22 protein-coding genes are annotated in these 23589 nt (G+C 35.6%); 17 read left to right on the top strand and 5 right to left on the bottom strand.

The annotated features are described in order from the left end of the window. The 7 genes from hfq (at position 1) to spoIIP (ending at position 10945) form a co-directional block, all read left to right on the top strand. Positions 1 to 228 (top strand): RNA chaperone Hfq, encoded by a 228-nt coding sequence (gene hfq, locus KHA96_RS04925; protein WP_213128153.1) that lies wholly within the window; start codon positions 1 to 3, stop codon positions 226 to 228. Between the two features lie 317 nt (positions 229 to 545). Beyond that, positions 546 to 1487: a stage V sporulation protein K gene (gene spoVK, locus KHA96_RS04920; RefSeq protein ID WP_213128152.1), complete on the top strand. Its 942-nt coding sequence runs from the start codon at positions 546 to 548 to the stop codon at positions 1485 to 1487. Positions 1488 to 1605: 118 nt separating this feature from the next. Continuing rightward, positions 1606 to 2856, top strand: coding sequence for a GTPase HflX (hflX, locus tag KHA96_RS04915; RefSeq protein ID WP_213128151.1), 1251 nt, complete (start codon positions 1606 to 1608; stop codon positions 2854 to 2856). Between the two features lie 15 nt (positions 2857 to 2871). Continuing rightward, positions 2872 to 4143 carry a methionine gamma-lyase family protein gene (locus KHA96_RS04910; RefSeq protein ID WP_213128150.1) on the top strand — a complete coding sequence of 424 codons (1272 nt, stop codon included), beginning with the start codon at positions 2872 to 2874 and terminating at the stop codon, positions 4141 to 4143. 119 nt (positions 4144 to 4262) lie between these two features. Beyond that, a complete protein-coding gene (glnA, locus tag KHA96_RS04905) occupies positions 4263 to 5600 on the top strand; it encodes a type I glutamate--ammonia ligase (RefSeq protein WP_213128149.1) in 1338 nt (445 codons plus the stop codon). A 1363-nt stretch (positions 5601 to 6963) separates the two neighbouring features. Next, positions 6964 to 9714 carry a phosphoenolpyruvate carboxylase gene (gene ppc, locus KHA96_RS04900; protein ID WP_213128148.1) on the top strand — a complete coding sequence of 917 codons (2751 nt, stop codon included), beginning with the start codon at positions 6964 to 6966 and terminating at the stop codon, positions 9712 to 9714. Positions 9715 to 9862: 148 nt separating this feature from the next. Continuing rightward, complete coding sequence (spoIIP, locus tag KHA96_RS04895) at positions 9863 to 10945, top strand: stage II sporulation protein P (protein WP_213128147.1); 1083 nt, start codon at positions 9863 to 9865, stop codon at positions 10943 to 10945. Positions 10946 to 10976: 31 nt separating this feature from the next. Here spoIIP and lexA read toward each other — a convergent pair whose 3' ends face one another. Further along, on the bottom strand, positions 10977 to 11600 hold the full coding sequence (gene lexA / locus KHA96_RS04890) for a transcriptional repressor LexA (RefSeq protein WP_213128146.1): 624 nt from the start codon (positions 11598 to 11600) through the stop codon (positions 10977 to 10979). Positions 11601 to 11759: 159 nt separating this feature from the next. Here lexA and yneA point away from each other — a divergent pair, with 159 nt between their 5' ends. The 6 genes from yneA to KHA96_RS04860 all read left to right on the top strand — a co-directional run bounded on the left by yneA (position 11760) and on the right by KHA96_RS04860 (position 16090). Further along, on the top strand, positions 11760 to 12083 hold the full coding sequence (gene yneA / locus KHA96_RS04885; protein WP_213128145.1) for a cell division suppressor protein YneA: 324 nt from the start codon (positions 11760 to 11762) through the stop codon (positions 12081 to 12083). A gap of 12 nt (positions 12084 to 12095) precedes the next feature. After that, the gene (locus KHA96_RS04880; protein WP_213128144.1) at positions 12096 to 12767 is read left to right on the top strand and encodes a YneB family resolvase-like protein; all 672 of its coding nucleotides are present in this window, start codon (positions 12096 to 12098) and stop codon (positions 12765 to 12767) included. A 65-nt stretch (positions 12768 to 12832) separates the two neighbouring features. After that, the gene (locus KHA96_RS04875) at positions 12833 to 13066 is read left to right on the top strand and encodes a DUF896 domain-containing protein (RefSeq protein WP_213128143.1); all 234 of its coding nucleotides are present in this window, start codon (positions 12833 to 12835) and stop codon (positions 13064 to 13066) included. 119 nt (positions 13067 to 13185) lie between these two features. Next, positions 13186 to 15189 (top strand): transketolase, encoded by a 2004-nt coding sequence (gene tkt, locus KHA96_RS04870; protein ID WP_213128142.1) that lies wholly within the window; start codon positions 13186 to 13188, stop codon positions 15187 to 15189. 174 nt (positions 15190 to 15363) lie between these two features. Continuing rightward, on the top strand, positions 15364 to 15801 hold the full coding sequence (gene sirA / locus KHA96_RS04865; RefSeq protein WP_213128141.1) for a sporulation inhibitor of replication protein SirA: 438 nt from the start codon (positions 15364 to 15366) through the stop codon (positions 15799 to 15801). Positions 15802 to 15877: 76 nt separating this feature from the next. Continuing rightward, positions 15878 to 16090, top strand: coding sequence for a YneF family protein (locus KHA96_RS04860; RefSeq protein ID WP_213109772.1), 213 nt, complete (start codon positions 15878 to 15880; stop codon positions 16088 to 16090). Between the two features lie 65 nt (positions 16091 to 16155). On the opposite strand, the gene KHA96_RS04855 is transcribed toward KHA96_RS04860, so the two are convergent. Beyond that, entirely contained in the window at positions 16156 to 16311 is a 156-nt protein-coding gene (locus tag KHA96_RS04855; protein WP_213128140.1) for an aspartyl-phosphate phosphatase Spo0E family protein, read from the bottom strand. A 295-nt stretch (positions 16312 to 16606) separates the two neighbouring features. Between KHA96_RS04855 and KHA96_RS04850 the strand changes: the two genes are divergently transcribed. Further along, positions 16607 to 17317, top strand: coding sequence for a cytochrome c biogenesis CcdA family protein (locus tag KHA96_RS04850; RefSeq protein ID WP_213128686.1), 711 nt, complete (start codon positions 16607 to 16609; stop codon positions 17315 to 17317). 79 nt (positions 17318 to 17396) lie between these two features. After that, entirely contained in the window at positions 17397 to 17864 is a 468-nt protein-coding gene (locus KHA96_RS04845; RefSeq protein ID WP_213128139.1) for a CcdC family protein, read from the top strand. A gap of 23 nt (positions 17865 to 17887) precedes the next feature. Here the strand turns inward: KHA96_RS04845 and KHA96_RS04840 are convergent, their stop codons facing one another. From KHA96_RS04840 to KHA96_RS04830, 3 genes are read right to left on the bottom strand one after another with little or no spacing between them, the layout of a single operon-like run. Next, positions 17888 to 18247, bottom strand: a complete 360-nt coding sequence (locus KHA96_RS04840; RefSeq protein WP_213128138.1) for a fluoride efflux transporter FluC — start codon at positions 18245 to 18247, stop codon at positions 17888 to 17890. Further along, a complete protein-coding gene (crcB, locus tag KHA96_RS04835; protein WP_213128137.1) occupies positions 18244 to 18645 on the bottom strand; it encodes a fluoride efflux transporter CrcB in 402 nt (133 codons plus the stop codon). The genes KHA96_RS04840 and crcB overlap by 4 nt, the downstream gene beginning before the upstream one ends. Positions 18646 to 18660: 15 nt before the next feature. Continuing rightward, positions 18661 to 19089: a DUF2621 domain-containing protein gene (locus KHA96_RS04830; RefSeq protein WP_213128685.1), complete on the bottom strand. Its 429-nt coding sequence runs from the start codon at positions 19087 to 19089 to the stop codon at positions 18661 to 18663. A gap of 215 nt (positions 19090 to 19304) precedes the next feature. Between KHA96_RS04830 and KHA96_RS04825 the strand changes: the two genes are divergently transcribed. Together KHA96_RS04825 and KHA96_RS04820 are read left to right on the top strand one after the other, a co-directional pair. Further along, positions 19305 to 20450, top strand: a complete 1146-nt coding sequence (locus KHA96_RS04825; protein WP_213128136.1) for an exonuclease SbcCD subunit D — start codon at positions 19305 to 19307, stop codon at positions 20448 to 20450. Then, positions 20447 to 23581: an AAA family ATPase gene (locus KHA96_RS04820; RefSeq protein WP_213128135.1), complete on the top strand. Its 3135-nt coding sequence runs from the start codon at positions 20447 to 20449 to the stop codon at positions 23579 to 23581. Before KHA96_RS04825 ends, KHA96_RS04820 begins: the two co-directional genes overlap by 4 nt. Positions 23582 to 23589: the final 8 nt, after the last annotated feature.

Genomic DNA, 23589 nt, shown 5'->3' with positions numbered 1-23589 from the left:
ATGAAACAACCAGTTAATATTCAAGATCAATTTCTAAATCAACTAAGAAAGGAATCAGTACCTGTCACTGTTTTCCTATTGAACGGTTTTCAACTGCGAGGAAATGTTAAAGGCTTTGATAACTTTACTGTATTGTTTGAAAGTGAAGGAAAACAACAGCTTGTTTTCAAGCACGCAATCTCTACTTTTTCCCCTCAACGGAATGTTCAAATTAATTTTGAGGAATAATATGAAAAACAGAAGTGTTTTGTTCATCGACTTTCCTATTTCGGCCTCTATGAAGTAAAGGAGCCTCGCTGGGGTGAATTTGGCTTCATTATCGCAGGGAGAAGGTATTGACTAGGCGATAAGCAATGTAGCTGAACAAATAAAAAAACCGTCCTATTAAACTTGAGATATTCCTTCAAGTGAATAGGACGGTTTATTTCATTTCCTTGAAGCGTTATGAATATAATGTAGAACGTGTAGTTTGGGCTCATTTTTTAAAAAATGGAACCAATCTCATTTCTGGGCGTATACTGGTTTTGAAATGTGAGGTGATGGGGATGAGTGAGCCAATACGAATGAAAAATAATGGGCAAATCAGCATTATGTTAAATGTGAACAAAAGAGAAAAAATAAAAGTTCAAAGTAAAGGGATATCTTCTAAACCATTATCACATGAACATGCTGTTTTAAATGAAATAGAAAATGAAATGAATGCACTCGTTGGAATGGATCAAATCAAAAAAATGATGAAAGAAGTTTATGCATGGATATATATTAATAAAAAGCGAGAAGAAGCAGGCTTAAAAGCAGGCCAGCAAGTCCTTCATATGATGTTTAAAGGGAATCCTGGTACAGGCAAAACAACAGTCGCTCGTTTAATCGGCAAGCTGTTTCAAAAAATGGAGGTACTTCCTAAAGGACATTTAATTGAAGCAGAAAGAGCAGATCTAGTCGGTGAATATATTGGCCATACAGCCCAAAAAACGCGCGATTTGATTAAAAAAGCATCCGGAGGCATTCTTTTTGTCGATGAGGCTTACTCTTTAGGTCGAGGCGGGGAAAAAGATTTTGGGAAAGAAGCGATAGATACATTAGTTAAGCATATGGAAGACAAACAAAATGAATTTATATTAATTCTTGCTGGTTATTCAAGAGAAATGGAATATTTCCTAAGTTTAAATCCTGGGCTGCAATCCCGTTTTCCGCTCGTTTTCCATTTTCCCGATTATACAGTAAATGAGCTAATGGAAATAGGGAAAAGAATGCTTGATGAAAAAGAATATACGATAAATAAAGATGCGGAAACAAAATTAAAAGACCATCTCTTATATGTAAGAGGAATAAAAGGGGATAGTTTTTCTAATGGTCGATATGTACGGAATGTTATTGAGAAAGCAATTCGCTCTCAAGCAATGCGGTTATTAAACGAACATCATTTAGAACGAACGGTTTTATCATCTTTAATTAGTGAAGACTTTATATTTCCTGAGACAACATAATATGAAAGCGACTGTTCCTCATTATTCGGGACAGTCCTTCATGTTTATTTTGATTCGTTTTACTTGAAAAATTTTGATATGATGGGGCTATGGCATTTGAAAGAAAGTAGGGATTTTCTTGCAGGATAAAAATAAGGAAAAAGCAATCCTTGTCGGCTGTCAACTTCAAGATAAAGATGATCGATTTGAATATTCGATGACGGAACTAGATTCTTTAGTTTCCACTGCTAAAGGTGAGACAATTGCAACCCTAACACAAAAACAAGAAAGATTGCATCCAGCAACATACATAGGAAAGGGAAAGTTGGAAGAACTTCACCAATTAGAAGAGGAGTTTGAGGCTGATCTCATCATTTTTAATGATGAATTGACTCCTAGTCAGTTGAGGAATATACAAAATAGCTTGAATGCGAGAGTTTTAGATCGAACCCAACTTATATTGGATATATTTGCACAGCGAGCAAGGTCGAAGGAAGGAAAACTACAGGTTGAATATGCTCAACTACAGTATTTATTGCCGCGCCTTGCTGGTCAAGGTATTGCACTTTCGAGACTTGGCGGCGGAATTGGTACGAGAGGTCCGGGTGAAACACAGCTTGAAACTGATCGTCGCCATATTCGCAGGAGAATAAATGAAATCAAAAAACAATTACAGCTAGTTGTTGAACAAAGAGAGCGTTATAGGGAAAGAAGAAAACGCAATAAAGCTTTCCAAATAGCTATTGTCGGTTATACGAATGCCGGAAAATCAACCTTATTTAATCGCCTTTCTACTGCGGATACTCTTGAAGAAAACCAATTATTTGCCACACTAGATCCGATGACAAGAAAACTCGTTCTACCTAGCGGCTATTCTACGATCATTACGGATACCGTCGGGTTTATACAAGATTTGCCTACTTCATTAATTACAGCCTTCAGGTCGACGTTAGAAGAAGTAAAAGATGCCGATTTAATTTTGCACGTAGTAGACAGCTCGAATCCGGATTACGTAAACCATGAAAAAACAGTTCAGAAGCTTTTAAAGGAATTAGACATGGATCAATTACCGCAACTAACTGTATATAATAAGGCTGATGAAACACATTCTGATTTTGTTCCAAGTTCCGGTGAATATTTTATTATGAGTGCATTTGATGAAACGGATCGAAATCAATTAAAGAAAAAAATTGAAGAAATGGCTGTTTTAAGTATGCATTATTATCAAGTTGTCATTCCCTCAAACGAAGGAAGGCTGCTTTCAGTATTAAAAAATGACACGATATTACGCGAACTTATTTTTATTGAAGACGATCAGGCATATAAGTGTAAGGGCTATGTACATAGAGATCATCCAGTTATGGGATCTTTGAAAATATATGAGATTTAAAGGGAGTATGGCAGCATGAATCTTGATTTGCAATACAGTAAGCATCTACAGACTATTATCGAAGAAGTGGAGAATCAAATTTCTCCTATACATAAGGAAATTGATCGAATGATCGAGATTAACCAATACCGAGTTTTAAAAAGCTTTCAAGATCATCGAGTAAGTGATACTTATTTTACTCCTTCAACTGGGTATGGATATGGTGATATTGGAAGAGATGAATTAGAAAAAATATACGCAGATGTATTTGGTGCCGAAGCGGGACTAGTTAGGCCGCAAATTATTTCGGGGACTCATGCCATCTCGATTGCACTATTTGGAGTATTACGCCCGGGAGATGAACTTTTATATATTACGGGTAAACCTTATGATACATTAGAAGAAGTTATCGGGATTCGAGGCGAAAACAGTGGATCGTTAAAGGATTTCGGAATCAGCTATAACTGTGTGGAGCTTACGGAGGAAGGAGCAGTCGATTTTACTGCTGTTCAAAATTTGATGAAGCCAAACACAAAAGTAATTGGCATCCAGCGATCAAAAGGCTACGCAGAGAGACCATCTTTTACAATTGAAAACATTAAAGAAATGGTTCGTTTTGTCAAAGAAATGAATCCTGAAGTGGTTATTTTTGTTGATAATTGCTATGGGGAATTTGTAGAGGATATGGAGCCGTGCCATGTTGGGGCTGATTTAATGGCTGGATCACTCATTAAAAACCCTGGCGGAGGAATTGTGAAAACGGGTGGATATATTGTTGGCAGAAAGAAATGGGTGGAAGCTTGTTCATATCGAATGACTTCTCCTGGGATAGGATCGGAAGCAGGAGCTTCTTTATATAGTTTACTGGAAATGTATCAAGGTTTTTTCCTAGCCCCTCATATAACTGGGCAAGCATTAAAGGGCGCTGTTTTCACTTCTGCTTTGTTAGAGCGTGTTGGACTCAATACAATGCCTAAATGGAATGCAAAAAGAACGGATCTTATACAATCTGTCCAATTTAATAATGAACAAATGATGATTGAATTTTGCCAAGCCATTCAATACGCATCTCCCGTAGATTCCTATGTCACACCATACCCAAGTTATATGCCTGGCTATGAAGATGATGTGATTATGGCGGCAGGAGCATTTATTCAAGGGGCGAGCATCGAATTATCGGCCGATGGACCGATCAGACCACCTTATACAGCTTATGTTCAAGGCGGATTAACATATGCGCATGTAAAAATTGCCATTACAATGGCACTCAATCGTTTGATTGAAAAAGGTTTAATTGAATTAAATTAAGGAATATATATTAAAGACAGCAAAAAAATAGCTGTCTTTTTTCACATTTTTTTTGTAAAATTTTAAAGTACATTTTGTGAAGTAGAGACGTCTATTTAAACGGGAGGACATAGGGAAAAATGAGCATGTATACAAAGGAAAGTATTTTACAACTTTCAGAAGAACAGAACGTGAAATTCATTAGACTCCAATTTACTGATATTTTAGGAACAGTGAAAAACGTGGAAATTCCGATCAGTCAGTTGGAAAAAGCATTAGATAATAAAATGATGTTTGACGGCTCTTCGATTGAAGGATTCGTCAGAATTGAAGAATCAGATATGTATCTCTATCCTGATTTAGATACTTGGGTTATCTTTCCATGGATTGCAGAAAAAGGTGGAAAAGTGGCTCGATTGATTTGTGACGTATATGGTTCCGATTTAAAGCCATTTCCTGGTGATCCTCGCAGTAACTTAAAAAGAGTATTGAAAGAAATGGAAAAGTTCGGTTTTTCGAATTTTAATCTTGGACCTGAACCGGAGTTCTTTTTATTCAAGTTAGATGAAAATGGAGACCCTACATTAGACTTGAATGATAACGGCGGTTATTTTGACCTAGCTCCAACGGATCTTGGTGAAAACTGTCGCCGTGACATCGTGTTGGAATTAGAAGAAATGGGATTTGAAATTGAAGCATCCCACCATGAAGAGGCACCGGGACAGCATGAAATTGATTTTAAATATGCGGATGCTGTAAAAGCTTGTGACCAAATCCAAACGTTCAAGCTTGTCGTTAAAACGATTGCAAGAAAGCATGGCTTACATGCTACCTTTATGCCGAAACCATTATTTGGTGTAGCAGGATCGGGAATGCATTTTAATATGTCATTATTTAAAAACGGCGAGAACGCATTTTATGATGTAAACGGCGAATTAAAAATGAGTGAAACGGCGTATCAATTTTTAGCTGGAGTCATTAAACATGCGCCAGGCTTTACAGCTATAACAAATCCAACAGTTAATTCATATAAGAGACTCGTACCAGGTTATGAAGCTCCATGCTATATTGCCTGGTCTGCACAAAATAGAAGTCCACTTGTAAGGATTCCATCTTCAAGGGGATTAAGCACACGGATTGAAGTTCGCAGCGTTGACCCAACAGCGAACCCATACCTTGCAATGGCAGTTCTATTAAAAGCAGGATTGAGTGGGATAGAAGATCAATTAACTCCTCCGCATTCTGTTGATAAAAATATTTACAGCATGAATAAAAGTGAGCGGATGGAGGAGGGAGTCATTGATCTTCCAGCAAATCTTCATGAAGCACTCGATCAATTACAACAAGATGAAATCATTAAAGCCGGCCTTGGAAAACATATTTTTGAAAACTTCGTAGAGGCTAAAGAGATTGAATGGGATATGTTCAGAACGCAAGTCCATCCTTGGGAAAGAGAACAGTATATGAGGATGTATTAAGAATGCTATATAAAGGTTTATTATTGAGGTGAAGGGTGGATATAAACATGTTTTTATCATTCACCCCAAAATCACCCCAAAAAGTTAGCAAAAAAAATATAATCACTTTGAAATGCTGTCCATGTATTTGTCGAATCGGGCAGCATTTTCTTATCAATTTTACTAGATACATGAGAATATACAGTTAGTTGGAATTATTCAGATGTATGAGCAGGAATTGATAGCTCAAAAAATTTCAGATAAAGATATTGAATTCATAGCTAGTGAAAAGCGATGATGAAGATTTTAATAAAATTTTGTGATTCTATTAAAGTATTAAAACCATTACTTTCTAAAAAACTTTACATATTCTTCAACTCGTGGGTTTTAACTTTAAAAAAGCAATTGGAGATCCACTTCCTAATTTAATTACTCAGTCCATAGCTAGTAACACACCACCATCACAAGAGTATAATCTTGAATATCAAATGCTAGTAGAGCAAAGGTCTATTCAATATTGGAAAACAGTCCAAAATAAAGAAGCTTATCAAAGGCATTTAAAACTTAAAAGAGAAGAATGAAATTATGTTAATAAATGCGATAAGATGTCTTAACTCAAGGTGTTTTTTTAGCAGCATTACATTGTGGTACAAAGTTAATAAAAATACTTGAGTATGAGTTTGCAATATAGGCTGCGGGGGTAAAGACGATTGTGGAAAGTAAGAAGATTTTTTAGGATGCAGTTTTTACTCGTAGCAGCTTTGTTTATTTAGTTGAAATTGATAATACCCGACGCATGCAAGATAACTATACAAAGATTAAAAGATATAAGGTAATGTGTAATGACATAAAAAACAAATTTTAACTACTGCCAATTCTGTATTGTTTCACTGTGAGTGAAAATAGGATACAGAAATTGACTTCAACGATGAAAGGGATCTCGGTGGAAGTGATGACTTTTAAAGATATAAATTATTCACCCCCAATTCACTCCAAGTACACCCTAAATATTAATATAAATGATAAAAGTGTTTGACATCATAAAACCTACATTATAAATCAGCCAAGAACTTATTCCGTACGCAAGTTCATCCATGGAAAGAGAACAGTATATGAGGATGCTACTATGTACGAAAACTCTGGCACGAAAGTCAGAGCTTTTTGACTAATTATGAAATACTTTCGATTATTATCATTTGCTCTGCTGTTTTACGTATGATAAAATATATTGTACTTTCAGGTGGTACATATTCTATTGTACAGGGACAGTTTATACCCCTTTGGGAGATAAACTGTCCTTAGGTTTTATTAAAATTTAATCGTCAATTAAAGGGAATACTAGAAAAAATGTTTTGTCGTTTTTGGGAATAGGAGGAGATGTAATTTGAACGATACGGTTGATTATAACGCTCAATTGCGGAGTGATGTAAAAAAATTAGGTAATATTCTAGGCGAAATATTAGTTCATCATGGTGGAATTGAACTTCTTAATAAAGTTGAATCTATTAGAGAATTAACAAAAAGCCTGCGTAAGGAATATTCAGAAAAGACATATACTGAATTAAAAGGTATCATCAGCACACTTGAACCACCCACACGTCAACAAGTAATTAGAGCATTTTCTATATACTTCCATCTAATCAATATTGCAGAACAAAATCATAGAATACGTCGTAGACGTCAATATCAATTAAAAGATGAAGGCGGCCAGTCTTTTTCATTGGAAAATGTAGTATCCAAAGTAAAAGAGTTGAACCTTCCAAATGAAGTGCTTCAACATGTATTAAATGAATTATCCATTGAATTAATTATTACAGCACACCCAACAGAAGCGACTAAGCGAACAGTTCTAGAAATTCAAAAAAGAATATCAACGATTTTACAAAAACTCGATAATCCATTGGTTACGAAGAAAGAACGTCGTAACTATGAAGAAAGCTTATTTAATGAAGTAACGGCCTTATGGCAAACGGATGAATTACGCCATCGAAAGCCAAAAGTTTTAGACGAAGTAAGGAATGGTCTGTATTACTTTGATCAAACATTATTTGATACATTACCTTCCGTTCATCAAGAGCTAGAATTTCAATTGCAGGAAAATATTCCTGAATATGAATTAGAGGTCCCTAACTTTCTCCATTTCGGATCTTGGATCGGCGGGGATCGAGATGGGAATCCAAATGTTACTCCTGAAATCACATGGGAAACTCTGCAAATGCAGAGAAGCCTTGTATTAAAGAAATACACTGAATCAATTACTGAATTAATGAAAAGATTTAGTCACTCAACAGAGAGAATTCATGTAAGCGATGAATTAATTGCAGCCGTTGAACAAGGAGAGCCGAAATATTTAACAGAAGATGAAAAATGGCCAATAGAGTCTGAATTTTATCGGAGAAAATTTGCTATTATTTTAAAACGCCTTGATGAGGTAGGGAAGTCAGATATTGGATATAAGAGTTCAGATGAATTATTAAATGATTTATTTCAAATAATGGAAAGTGCGGAAAGCCATCAACCTGATCATAAAAAGCTAAAAACGATTAGAAAGTTGATAAGGCAAGTACAATTATTTGGTTTCCATCTAGCTACATTAGATATTAGAAATCATAGTGGAGAACATGAAATAGCTGTAAGTGAATTATTAAAAGCTGTAAATATTACTGAAAACTATTCTGAGCTTTCTGAAGAGAAAAAACTTGATATTCTACGGAGGGCATTAAGTGATCCAAGACCACTTCTTCTGCTTGAAGAAGGATACTCTAAAGAAACACTCGCAATTTTGAATGTGTTTAAACTAATTAAGAAAGCTCATAGCGAGTTCGGAAAACGTTCAATCGAAGTATATTTGATTAGTATGACCCAATCGGCAAGTGATTTATTAGAAGTTCTATTACTTGCTAAGGAAGCAGGAATCTATCGACTTTTCTCAGATGGTAGAGTAGAGAGCGACTTGCATGTTGCTCCATTATTAGAGACCATTGATGATTTAATTGCAGGTCCATCAATATTAAAATCTTTATTTGAAATGGATGTTTATCGAAATCATTTAAATAAACGCGGCAATCATCAAGAAATCATGCTTGGATATTCAGATGGAAGTAAGGATGGCGGAACTTTAACAGCTAATTGGAAACTCTTTAAAGCTCAACAAGAAATTCATAATATGGCGAGAGATTTTAATATTCGTCTAAAGTTCTTTCACGGACGGGGCGGTTCTTTAGGTCGTGGTGGCGGTTCTTTAAATACAAGTATTCTCTCCCAGCCTGTTGAAACACTTGGTGATGGTGTAAAAATTACAGAGCAAGGAGAAGTACTGTCTTCTAGATATTTACTTGAAGATATTGCCTATCGTAATTTAGAGCAGGCTGCATCGGCATTATTGGAAGCTTGTTCAAAGGTTGCTTCATTTAATGATCATGCCTTCCTACGCAAAAAAGAATGGGAAGTTGCGATGGAGGAAATCTCCAAACACGCATTGGATAAATATCAATCACTCGTATTTGGTGATGAAGATTTCTTAACATACTTTAATCAGGCTACACCTTTAAAAGAAATAGGAGCTTTAAATATTGGCTCACGCCCGATGAGCAGAAAGAATAGTCAGCGCTTTGAAGATTTACGCGCCATACCTTGGGTTTTTGCTTGGACTCAGTCAAGGCAAATGATCCCTGCTTGGTATGCATCTGGTACAGGATTAGAATCCTTCTTAAATTTAGAAGAGTCAAATCTTGAATTACTGCAAACAATGTACAAACATTGGCCTTTCTTCAAATCTACAATAAATAATTTGCAAATGGCGTTGATGAAAGCAGATATGGCTACTGCCAAAGAATATTTAAGCTTAGTCGAGGATCCGGCAATCGCTAAACGAATTTTTGAAAATATTTCTAATGAATATTACAGAACGAGAAAGGTGCTTTTGCAAATTTCCGGAAACGAAGAGTTGCTTGCGCACACACCAAATATTCAAGAATCGGTTCATAGACGGAACCCTTATGTAGATCCTTTGAATTTCCTACAAGTTGATCTTATTAAAAAATTAAGGGAAACTGATAATCCTTCTGATGAACTCGTAACTGAAGTATTGTTAACGATTAATGGAGTAGCGGCGGGATTAGTCAATACAGGTTGATTTCTGAAAAATAATAAAACCTTGTGGTCTTTTTTGGACCACAAGGTTTTTTGTCATTCTATCATTAAATTTCAAATTTCAATCATAGTCTATTAACTTTTTTAATATAAATGGAATGTAGTTACAATTTGATAAAGGAATGAAGACGATGATTAAAATTGCTGCAAGGTCCTCACTCTCGGTAATCGCTGTATTCTTTATTGTATCCATCATCGCATTCTCGAGTATAAAAATTAGCGCCTTATCTTTTATCGGAACTGAATCATCTAAAACAGATTCCTTTCTCTATGTTTTGTCCTTAGAAAATCACTCTCTTCATTCTGTTATGCCTATTCAGCCAGATAGATCACTTGGGAAAGTGGTACTTGAGATCTTAACTAATATTAATCTTGCAGATATGAGAACATTTTTATTTACGGAAATCCCTGGACTATACGCTTCAAGCCCCAAAATCCTCATTGCGGGACAAGGAACGGATTTTACGAATCTTCCAATTGAATCACCTCCACCTCAGGATTTTGGAATGTATGATGAACCAGATGAATCAGAACTCCCAACAAAAGATGAAGAGAAAGAATTAACAAATGATTATATTGCATATATTTACCACTCTCATACATGGGAATCTTTCTATCCATTAGTCGATGGCAAAAAAGATCCTAGCAGCAGGGAAAAGAATGTTACATTGCTTGGAAAAAGACTTGGAGAAAAACTTGAAGAAAGAGGCATTAAGACATTAGTGGATAATGCAGATATTCAAGAAAAACTCTTGAAAAGAGGAATGAAATACGGTCAATCATACACTATGTCAAGAGAAAGTGTTGTAGAAGCGATGGGACAAAATAAACAGCTGCAGCTAATGTTCGATATTCATCGTGACTCCGCAAGAAAACATGTTACAACAAAAGAAATTAATGGAAAACCATATGCAAAATTATATTTCGTAGTTGGCACGGCACATCCAAACTATGGAAAAAATCTTCAATTTGCGGGCAAACTGAACAAATTGTTGGAAAAGAAATATCCAGGACTATCTAGAGGGGTATTAGATAAATCGAAAACAGAAGGAAATGGCATATACAATCAAGATTTATTCGACCATAATCTTGTTATTGAAATTGGTGGAGTAGATAACAATCTTGAAGAGCTTAATAGAACAGTAGACGCATTGGCAGAAGTAATTAGTAACTATTATTGGGGAGAGGCTATGGAGGCTAGTAAAAATAAATAGAGCCTGAACGATTAGGCTCTATTCCGATCTATTAATGTATCACTTGTCTATAAAGTCCAACGACTTTTCCTAAAATCGAAACATCACGTAAAATAATCGGTTCCATGTTCGAATTTTCCGGTTGGAGACGGAAATAATCTCTCTCTTTAAAAAATCGTTTTACAGTGGCTTCATTTTCTTCCGTCATAGCAACAACGATTTCGCCATTATTGGCGGTGCTTTGCTGGCGCACGATTACGTAATCGCCATCTAATATACCAGCTTCAATCATACTTTCACCAACAATTTCAAGCATGAAAACTTGATCATCTGCGGGTACAAGCTGTTCAGGCAACGGAAAATACTCTTCAATATTTTCAATGGCAGAAATCGGAAGGCCTGCAGTTACCTTACCAACTAATGGAACACTGATTGTATTTTGGCGAGGAATATTATCATTTTCGGGCTGAATAATTTCAATTGCCCTTGGCTTAGTCGGATCTCGTCTTATTAAACCTTTGTTTTCTAATCTAGCAAGATGTCCATGAACAGTAGAACTAGATGCTAGTCCTACAGCTTCCCCAATTTCACGAACGGAGGGCGGATATCCTTTTGATTTAACTTCAAACTTTATAAAATCAAGAATATCTTGTTGTCGTTTCGATAATTTTATCAATTATATTCACTCTCCTTTTTCTCCTAATAACTTAATTTCAGTATACCATGAACTTTCTATGTATACAAACATAAGTTCGAATTTCGCTTGACATCAAACGGGTGTTCGTATTACAATCAATATTAAATAAGAACACACATTCGAAAGAAGGTTATATACATGATTTCAATATGGAAAAAATACTCATATGCTGTTTTATTTATTATTATTACTTTACTAATGGGCTTTTATATATTATTCAGTGGGGATGACAAACATCATACCGATCTCATCATTACCGTCCAAAAAGGTGAAACTTTATGGTCTATTTCTCAAAAAAATGCCGAAAAATATGGAATGTCTACGACAGATTTTATGAAAATATTAGAAAAGGAAAATCAATTAAAGAGTACATCGATAAAAAATGGTGATGAGCTTATCATATCGGGATCATATTTAAAACATAAGGATGATAAGATAGAGTATGCATATGAGGGGAAATGAGGCAGACATCCTATGAAAGCTATTATTTATTGCAGGGTTAGTACGGAAAAGGATACACAGGAAACATCTCTTATTAGACAAGAAGAGGAATTGTTGGATGCAGCAAAGAAGTGGGAAATGGAAGTAGATTCAGTCATTTGTGATCAATCTAGCGGATATGATCTTGACAGACCCGGCATCTTGCAGTTGCTAGAGAAAATTAAGCAAGATTCAATTGACACAGTATTGATTCAAGATGAGACGAGGCTAGGAAGAGGGAATGCAAAAATTGCTTTGCTTCACACTCTTTTTAAAGAAGGGGTAAAATTATTCAACCTTTCACATAATGGAGAGTTGCAGCTTTCTGAGACGGATTCCATGGTTCTGAATATAGTTAGTATGGTGGAGGAGTATCAAAGAAAACTTCATAATATTAAAATCAAGCGTGGAATGAGAAAAGCAATCGAAAGAGGATATCGTCCGGAAAAAAACTTAAAAAAACGAGGGAATTTGGAAGGCAGGGAAAGAAAGGATATTCCTCTTGATGAAATTATCCGCTTGAGAAATAATGGACTTACTTTTAGTGAAATTGCGGCTACGATGAGGGGCTTTGGGTATGATGTATCAAAAGCCACTGTACATAGAAGGTATAAGGAGCATACAATACATAATGAAAATATTGCGGAGAGGGCAGATGATTTGTAGTCTTGCTCTTTTTTTAGTACGATAAATTTTAATCTCAATAAACCTTTTTTAAGGAGTTTTTTTAAATGTTGCCTAAAGATAAACTTATGAGAATCAACCAATTAGCAAAAAAAGCGAAGGAACAAGGACTTACAAAAGAAGAGGCAAAGGAGCAAACTAGCTTACGCTCCGAATATTTAAAGACATTTCGTTCTTCTATGAGAAAGACGATTGAAAATGTGCGAGTGTTTGACGTAACTGGAGAGGATGTAACACCGGAAAAGGTTAAAAAAATTCAAGAACAGAAAAAACTTCATTAACCATTTGTTTACTTAATAAAACCTAGTGTAACTTTCTCAATTTTTTAAAAATAGTTGTTTAATCAATCATTTATCATTATGATAGATATATGCAAAATTAGATAGAAAGGTTGTTGTCAATGTTTGAACAAGTAGATCAATTAGCTGTGAACACAATAAGAACGCTTTCCATTGATGCTATTGAAAAGGCGGGATCTGGTCATCCAGGATTACCTATGGGTGCTGCGCCAATGGCATATACGTTATGGACACGTTTTATGGACCATAATCCTAACAATCCTGCATGGTTTAATCGAGATAGATTTGTTCTTTCGGCTGGACACGGCTCAATGCTATTGTACAGTTTACTGCATTTATCAGGGTATGGAGTCGAAATTGAAGATTTGAAAAACTTCCGTCAATGGGGAAGCCGTACACCCGGACATCCGGAGTATGGCTATACACCTGGGGTAGAAGCAACAACAGGCCCTCTTGGACAAGGTATAGCAATGGCTGTTGGTATGGCCATAGCTGAACGTCATTTAGCCGCAGTTTACAATAAAGACCAATATAATGTTGTTGACCATTATACATATGCACTATGTGGTGATGGGGATTTAATGGAAGGTGTAGCTTCTGAAGCTGCTTCTCTTGCTGGCCACTTAAAGCTAGGAAAAATGATTTTATTATATGATTCCAATGATATTACACTTGATGGAGAATTGGATAAGTCATTTTCTGAAAATGTTGGTGAACGCTTTAAAGCATATGGTTGGCACTATATTAGAGTTGAAGATGGAAATGATATGGAAGAAGTAGCAAAGGCCATTGAAGCCGCAAAAGCCGAAACTTCTAAGCCAAGTCTTATAGAGGTAAAAACGGTTATAGGATATGGCTCTCCAAATAAATCGGGTAAATCAGCTGTTCATGGCAATCCGTTAGGTGAGGCTGAAATGAAGCTGACGAAGGAATATTACAAATGGACATTTGAGGAAGATTTCTATGTTCCTTCGGAAGTATATGAAGTTTTTGAAAAGACTACGATTCAAAATGGAAAAGAGAAAGAATCTGAATGGGAAAAACTTTTGACCGGCTATAAGAATGATTATCCAGAATTAGCTTCACAGCTTGAAGCTGCGATATCTGGAGAATTACCAGACGGCTGGGACAAAGAACTCCCTGTCTTTGAAGAAGGCAAGAGCCTAGCGACCAGGAAGTCAAGCAATGAAGCTTTAAATGGCATTGCTAAAAACTTCCCTCATTTACTAGGAGGAGCTGCCGACTTAGCAGGCTCAAACTATACGATGATTAACGGCGAGACTGATTTAAGCGCTGAAAACTTCTCAGGTAAAAACATTTGGTATGGAGTAAGAGAATTCGGTATGGCTGCAGCAATGAATGGGATCGCACTTCATGGTGGTTTAAAAGCGTTTGGTGGGACATTTTTTGTTTTCTCTGATTATCTGCGTCCTGCTATTCGCCTCGCAGCTCTTATGGAACTACCAGTAACATATGTTTTAACACATGACAGCATTGCTGTTGGCGAAGATGGACCTACACATGAGCCAATTGAGCAGCTTGCTTCGTTGCGTGCAATGCCAGGCTTATCAATCATTAGGCCGGCAGATGCGAACGAGACGGCTGCAGCGTGGCGTCTTGCAATCGAATCAAGCCATAAGCCAACTGTGTTAGTTTTAACTAGACAAAACCTACCAACATTACCAGGAACCGCTGAAAGTGCAAGAGAGGGAGTAGAAAAAGGGGCTTACGTTATTTCTTCTTCTGAAAATAATGTAGATGCCCTATTGCTTGCAACTGGATCCGAAGTAAATCTAGCTGTGGATGCTCAAAAAGCTCTTGCTGAAAAAGGAATACATGTTTCAGTCGTAAGTATGCCTTCATGGGATCGCTTCGAGTCCCAAACGAAGGAATACAAAGAATCAGTTATTCCGCGTTCAGTAAAAAAACGACTGGCAATTGAAATGGGTTCCTCTTTTGGTTGGGATCGTTATACAGGTGACGAAGGCGATGTACTAGCAATTGATAAATTCGGAGCTTCTGCACCTGGAGATAAAGTGATAGAAGAATACGGATTTACGGTCGAAAATGTAGTTTCCAAAGTGGAAAACATGTTGAATAATTAAATTTTAAAAAGGGAGGAAAAAAATTCCTCTCTTTTTTCATCACATTATGCAGGAGATTTCAAATATTTAAAGAATAACCATATTATATTTCATAATCCATACAACTTTAGACAATTATTTTATGAAGCCTCGTCTACAATAGGGGAAAAGGTGACTGAGGAGTGAAGATATATTATGAGAATCTATTTAATTTATTTAATAGAGGATGAATTTGCGGATTTTTTTTATGGCAGAGAGAGTAAATTTGTAGAACTTTTCATCGCCGAACGAAGGCTGCGTGGAAAGAGGAAAGAAATTGTTCAAAAACAAATAAAATATATTACGAAACCATTGCCGTATTTAGATCTACATAAACATCTAGCTCACTCAGTCGAGAATAAGGAGTTTTATATAAAAGGTAAGGTATATTGCGCCAACAACACCTGCGTGCACGAAGGTGCGGAATTAACGATTGGTGAACGATGTTTACAGTTAAAGGCATGGGGAAGCTATGCATGCGAATCTATATTTTTTGAAGTATTAAGGAAATTTAATGGGCGTTTTTTGGCCATGGATATTGAGAATGATCAATATGGTTGGGTAAAACCAATTAAAGAACGAAAATTCGTATGAAAACTACATACATTATTGTATAATAATCGGGTATTTAGTAAACTGAAGTGTAGACAACTTGAAGGAGGAAACAAAGATGTTTTGGTATTTTTTCTGGGCATTTATTGGGATATTAGCAGGAGTGGCACTCGGCTTCTTTATCGCCCGTAAATATATGATGAACTATTTAAAGAAAAACCCACCAATCAATGAACAAATGTTAAAAATGATGATGATGCAAATGGGTATGAAACCATCCCAAAAGAAAATCAATCAAATGATGAGTGCGATGAATAAACAAATGAAGTAATACGATCCATAAGAGGAGAAAAAAACGGAAGCCTATTAAGAAGGCATCCGTTTTTTTACTGGTATTTAAGCTTTTTTCAATAATAGGTATTGATTAATCAGTGTATCGAGTTCCATACTATACTGAAGAGACAATGTCGATGTCAAACCAGTTTGAGCAGCGACTGAAAGTAATTGTTGGCGTTTCGTTTCAATTTTCGAAAGCAGCTGTTTATTTGACATAGTCTATTATCCTTTCTATGATGAGTTCTATTTTTATGTCTTACAAATGTTAAAAAGCAACGGACAGTTTTTATGGATTAATCTATTATCAAAACTATGTATTCATTAGTACGATTAAAGTATAGAAACGTTTCAAAAAAACTTTTATTTTTTAGTTATTATATCAGATAATAACATATTTTGAAATGTTATAACAACTTTTTTATTCGACACAGAAGATTCACAATCGCTAAACGACAGAATGAGTATAATATTTGATAGAATGGATGCAAATGATACTAGGAGTTGTAATGAAATGACTGGAGATATTAATTTGTTTTTAGCTTTTGGAGCGGGTTTCTTAAGCTTCATATCGCCATGCTGCCTGCCGTTATATCCAGCTTTTATATCGTATATTACGGGAATGTCTGTAAGTGAATTAAAAAATGAGCATGCTATGTTCCAACGTAGAAGTATGCTGCATACGCTATTTTTCCTGCTAGGTTTTTCTGTTATATTCATCGTATTAGGTTTCAGCACTTCATATATAGGTCACTTTTTTTCTGAATATCAAAATTTAATTAGACAAATAGGTGCCATTTTTATTGTCATTTTTGGTTTAATGGTAACAGGCATTTTCTCCCCAGAATTTTTAATGAAGGACCGTCGATTTGAATTTAAGCACCGTCCTGCAGGATATGTTGGATCATCATTAATCGGCATGGCTTTTGCCGCGGGTTGGACACCATGTACGGGCCCAATTTTGATGATGGTCATTACTTTAGCAGCTTCTAACCCTGGTTCTGGAGTTTTATATATGATTACCTATACACTTGGATTTGCTATTCCATTTTTTATTCTGTCTTTCTTTATTGGCCGTATGAACTGGATCCGCAAGCATAATGTAAAAATCATGAAGATTGGTGGATATATTATGATTTTAGTCGGAATCCTTCTTTTCTTTGATGGCATGACACTTATTATTAGTATCTTTTCTTATTTTTTTGGCGATTTCGTAGGCTTCTAAATATGGGAAATTTATATTATTCCAAGTTGGAGCATGTAGTTGTATAATTTTTATGTTGAATATATAGAAGTTTTAAGGAATGATGACAATGAAAATTTTAATACCTTCCATCATTGCGATAATGATGAGTGTAGGAGTTATATTTGTTCGGATGAAGGCGTCTCATAAACCGGTTTCAGCGAAAAAGATCATCCTTCCGCCTCTCTTTATGAGCACCGGTGCTTTAATGTTCATCTCCCCATATTTTAGAGTAACAACCTGGGAGCTTTTTGAAGCAACTGTAGCGGGATTGCTTTTTTCAATTTTACTTATTAAAACATCAAAATTTGAAGTGCGTGACAATGCCGTATATATGAAACGATCTAAAGCATTTGCGTTTATTTTAATTGGTTTATTGCTCGTTAGGATAGTAGCTAAATCTATTCTTAGTCAACAAATTGAAGTTGGACAACTAAGTGGTATGTTTTGGATATTAGCATTTGGGATGATTGTCCCTTGGCGTATAGCAATGTTGGTGCAATATAAAAAATTAGTGGCAACAAGTTAAAAAAGCAGCTTTTGGCTGCTTTTTTATTTACTGAGAAAAATTCCTAGCATCAATCCACCAAATGCCAATACAATTCCACAAACATAACTACAAGTGGTATAAAGAATCATACTTTTCCATTTGTTTTCTAAGAGCAATTTCATATTCTCAACCATAAAAGTAGAGTAAGTCGTAAAAGAACCTAAAAAACCAACACCTACAAATAGGGTCACACCAATTGGTGATGCTAAGCCGATAATAAAGCCGAGAAAAAATGATCCTATGGCATTTACGAAAAATGTAGGAAAGGGGAAGTCTGTCATATTAAGTTTTAAAAACTGCCCTATACTAAATCGAGAAATGGCACCAATGAACCCACCAATCGCCACATAAAAAACTGTCATTTACTAAATACCTTCTTCCCCGATTTTCCTGAACCATTTAAAAATCCGGCAAAGGCCAAGACCAAACCACCGATAAAACTGACAAGAAAATAAATAATTACTTGCAAATAATGCTGATCGATCATTAATTGAACAATCTCTGTACTAAATGTGGAAAAAGTGGTAAAGGAACCGATTAAACCGGTTCCTATGGAGATCTGTATGTAAGAAGGGATTTTAGGAAAACGACTATGAAGTCCAGTTAAAAGTCCTAATAAATACGATCCAATCAGATTAACAAATAATGTATCGAAGGGCAGTAAGTGTTCAGAAAATCCAAAGTGAATGGAATTAATAAAAAATCGTAATAAGCTTCCGATTATTCCCCCTATCCCCACTGCCAAATACTTCATTTCCATCACCCTTTATATCCTTTATAAAAATAAATGCTCATATGGAGTAACATCGATGTTCAACTGGGAAAGTTTTTTCTTTAAAAACTTATGGTCCCGTTTTGGAGTCGCTAAAATATAACCTCTTATCAATACGTCTAAATCAATTTTCTTTACCTTTTCCTTAAATGCAAGTTCCCCTATTTTGCCAGCAATCTTTTGTCTAGCAACATCTCTGAACAATTCTGGAACGGGACTCACTAATTCATCCAATAATTCCTTTTTATCTGGCGTCCATAATTTTTTTGTTTTTTCGACATAGTATTCTTCCCAATCCATATCTGATTTTCCATCTTCTTTTGGCAGTCTTTTTAAAAACTTTCGAAACATAAAAAAGCCGCCTATTGCCATTAATGAGATAAGAACAAAGACCCAAAAAAGAATAAACCATAAAAACCAACCGGACAGCATCATTCATTTCACCTCATTTCAAAAAGAACCATTCTAAACTATTATAGCGAATACAAAAACTTAATGACAAGCAACGAATGAATTATCATGCTCTTATTTTATTTTGAAGAAACTAGTTAGAAGGCGAAAGGATGTGTGCTAACTTAAAATACGATAAGGCTAGCCACCACCTAGTTTGGTATAATAGTAGAAAAGTGTTAAAAGGGGTGGTTTGAGTGAAGTTTATACATACTGCGGACTGGCATCTAGGAAAACTAGTGCATGGAATATACATGACGAATGAGCAAAGACATATTTTACATCAATTCGTACAATTAATTGAAGAAGAACAACCTGAAGCGATCATTATTGCAGGTGATCTTTATGATCGATCAGTACCTCCTACGGAAGCTGTCAGTCTTCTCGAGGAAATGTTATTTAAAATAAACGTGGAGTTGAAGATGCCTGTTTTAGCAATATCAGGTAACCATGATAGTGCAGAAAGACTTTCATTTGGATCATCCTGGTATAAACATAGCAATCTTTTTATTAATGGGAAGATTCAAGATTGTTTTAAGCCTATACATATAAATGGTGTAAATTTCTATTTAGTTCCGTATGCAGAGCCTGGAACGATACGGGAATTTTTTCAAGATCAATCAATATCATCCCATGACGATGCCATGCGTCGCCTAATCTATGAAATTGAAAAAACAATAAATCCAAATGAACCAAATATACTTGTGGGACATGCCTTTGTGTTAGGGGGGAAAACGAGTGATTCTGAACGCATTTTGTCGGTTGGGGGATCGGGATGTGTTTCAGTTGAACATTTTTCACCTTTCTCCTATACGGCTCTTGGGCATTTACATAGTCCGGAGGCAATCAAGCATGATTTAGTCCGTTATTCAGGATCGTTGCTTAAATATTCATTTTCCGAAGTCAATCATCAAAAAAGTGTTTCTATTATTGAAATGAATCAAGATGGTAGCTATGAATTAACGAAAAAATCACTTGTCCCGAATAAAGATATGAGAGAAATAAGTGGTTATATGGAAGAATTATTGGATTCAAGTTTCTTCCAACATCAAAAAGTAGATGATTACTTAAAAGTTATATTACTAGATGAAGGTGCTCTAATAGATCCCATTAATAAGTTGAGGCAAATTTATCCTAATGTATTGCATTTAGAAAAAAGAATTGAACAATATGATTTAAGAAATAAACATTCCCTTACTCAGGTTGGATTTGAAAGAAAATCTGAGTTAGATCTATTTTATGATTTTTACAATGAAATGACTACGAGTGAATTCTCAGAAGAAAAAAGGCGGTTAATGACACAAATGATCGACGAGGTAAAAAAAGGGGTGGTACTCATATGAGACCACTTCAATTAATGATGCAAGCTTTTGGTCCTTATGCAGAATCTGAATTAATTGATTTTTCCAAGCTCGAAAATCGTACAATGTTTGTTATTTCTGGAAAGACCGGGTCAGGAAAAACGACTATCTTTGATGGAATAAGTTTCGCCATTTACGGCCGCGCCAGTGGGGATGACAGGTCCGGAACTGATTTGCGCAGCCAATTCGCAAGTGATGATCTTCCAACCGAAATATCACTTGAATTTTCATTAAAAGGGACTACGTATTACATATGGAGATCCCCGCAACAAGAAAAGAAGAAGAGCCGCGGAGAAGGCTACACAATCGTAAATGCGAAAGCGGAATTGTATATTATCGAGCCTACTGGTGATCGAAAGCTGCTTGCAGCGAATGTCAGAGATACGGATGAGAAAGTCAAAGAAATAATTCAACTGGATGCAAATCAGTTCAGACAAATATTGATGATACCGCAAGGAGAATTTCGCAAGCTTCTTACTTCCGATAGCAGGGAGAAAGAAGCGATATTACAAAAGTTATTTCATACTGAACTATACAAACAGATTGAAGAAAAGTTAAGAGAATATGCTAATCATTTGAAAAGGGAAGTTGATCTAGGAGTTGCAGAGAGAAGCAGGCATTTAAAAAATATTGTTTATAGAAATAACGACCAACTGGATAAAGCATTATCAGAAGAGTACCTCAACGATGCACATATTTTATTTCTATTGGATGACTTAATCAAGCAGATGGATGAAGCAATAACATTATGTAAGAGGAATGTGGAAGAACAGAAAATAAAGCGCGATGATGCTAAACGACATGTAGATGCAGCGGAAGAATTATTGAAGCAAATGAATCTTCGCGATCACCTGATTGAACAGAAAAAACTTTTACTAAATAAAGAAGCAGCGGTTGCCAATATAAAAAAAGAAGTCGAAATGGCGCATAAGGCAAATAGACTTCAGCATCAAGAAGATCTTTGTCAAAGATTAAAACTGGATTTAGATCAATACGCATCTAGACTAAATGCTGAAGAAGAGCAATTAAGGAAGTTTGAGCTACAGCTTGAAAAAGCGATGGAGCGTCTTCAATTTGAGGAAAAACAAGGAGATAAAAGGGATCAATTGTACAGCGAGCTTTCTACTCTTAAAAACATGCGAGAAGATGTCATATCTTATGAATCTCGAAAAGCAAATTTTAAGAAAGCAGAAAAGGATCTACAATTATGCCAAAAACAATTACTAGCTAGTAAAAATTTAGTAGACAATCAAAGAAAAGATATACAAGAGCAAGAAAACATTTTAAGGGAATTAGAAGCTCTCAGAATTTCAACTTTTGAAATGGATAAAAAAGCCTCTAGATTAGAAACGGGATTACAATATTTACAAATTATTAATAATTTTATTGAAAAGGAAGCTTCTTTAGAAAAAGAAATAAAACGAAAAAAAGCGGAACTTGATCACGCCAAAAAAGTTGTCGATGATGCTAAAGAGACTTTGAAAACGTTGGAAAACAGGTGGTTTGCCAGTCAAGCAGGACTTCTTGCTGCTTCATTAGCTGACGGACAAGCATGTCCAGTTTGCGGATCTTTAGAACATCCAACTCCTGCAGTTCATTTGAACGTACTTGTTAATGAAAATGATATGAAATCTGCTAAAGAAAATGTTGATTCAGCTATGGAGTCCTTTTCAGTAATTGAAAGAGCTTGGATGAAGATGAGTACAGAGGCAGATATATTAAATGGTCAAATTCAAGAAACATTGCAAAAGACATTAAATGTTATTCCTGATTTTTCACTTGATAAAAAAGATATATTTTTAAATGATTATCAGCAAGAAATAGTGGAAGCAACGAACATTTTAAACGAAAGTAAATTAAAAATAAAGAGAATATCATCCTTAGAGAACATTATTTTGCGTTTAAAGAAAGAAAATGATGAAGAAAATTTAAATCTGGATCATTTAAAAGAAACAGAACGCAAGCTATCCATTTTACATTCAGAATCTGCTTTGATCATTGAAAACCTTAGCCGCAGCATACCAGTGGAACTTAGAGAAAAAGAAAAATATGATCAGAAAGTTATATTGATTGAGAATGAGATCAAAAAAATGGACCATTCATTAAAATTGGCTAGAGAGTATTTTTCGAAAATCACTGAACAAGTGGCTGTGACTAAAGGAACAATTAAAAATCTGCAAGATAATCTGAAATCTGTAACAGAAACATTAAACAGCGAACGAAAAATCTTTTTGAAGAAATTGGAAGAGGAAAGTTTCACATCCTTTACTCATTACCATCAATCCAAAAAGAACAATACCGACATAAATCAACTAGAAGATGTTATAAAAAATTATTATGAGGAATTAAGATCTGTAACGGATAGACTCTCTGATTATGAATTGCAGCTTCAAAACAAAGAAAAGCCGGATTTGGAACAATTGCAAAATGAATTTGAGGAAAGCGAGCGGCTCTACCATTCTTTAGGGGAGCAATTTTCTTACCTTCATGTTCAGTTCGAAAAAAATAAGGAAATTAAGAAAGCAGTTATTACGATCAATCGGCAAATTAAAGATTTAGAGAGTGAATATGAATTGGTTGGCCACTTAGCTGATATTACGAGAGGGCAAAATACATATAAGCTCTCTTTTGAACGCTACGTTCTTGCATCATTTTTAGATGGAATATTAGAAGCGGCAAATCTTCGACTTATTAAAATGACAAACGGAAGATACCAATTAATACGTAAAAAGGACCGATCAAAAGGTAATATACAAAGCGGATTGGAATTACTTGTTTTTGATCAATATACGGGCCAGGAACGCCACGTTAAAACCCTCTCGGGAGGAGAGAGTTTTAAATCTGCTTTGGCGCTTGCACTTGGTCTAGCTGATATTGTTCAGGAATATGCAGGTGGTGTTTCATTGGAAACCATGTTTATAGATGAGGGGTTTGGTACATTGGATCCCGAATCCCTTGATCAAGCAATTGAAGCTTTGATGGATATACAAAGCAGCGGCAGGCTTGTAGGAATCATTTCGCATGTACCTGAGCTAAAAGAAAGAATAGACGCTAGGCTCGAGGTGAAAGCGGACCACAATGGCAGTAAGACTGAATTTCAATTTTTAAGTTGAAGGTGATG

Source organism: Bacillus sp. FJAT-49711 (genome assembly GCF_018343715.1).
Taxonomy (GTDB): domain Bacteria; phylum Bacillota; class Bacilli; order Bacillales; family Bacillaceae_C; genus Lederbergia.
Note: the sequence above shows the minus strand (reverse complement) of the source record. Positions and strands in the feature narration are given on the sequence as shown.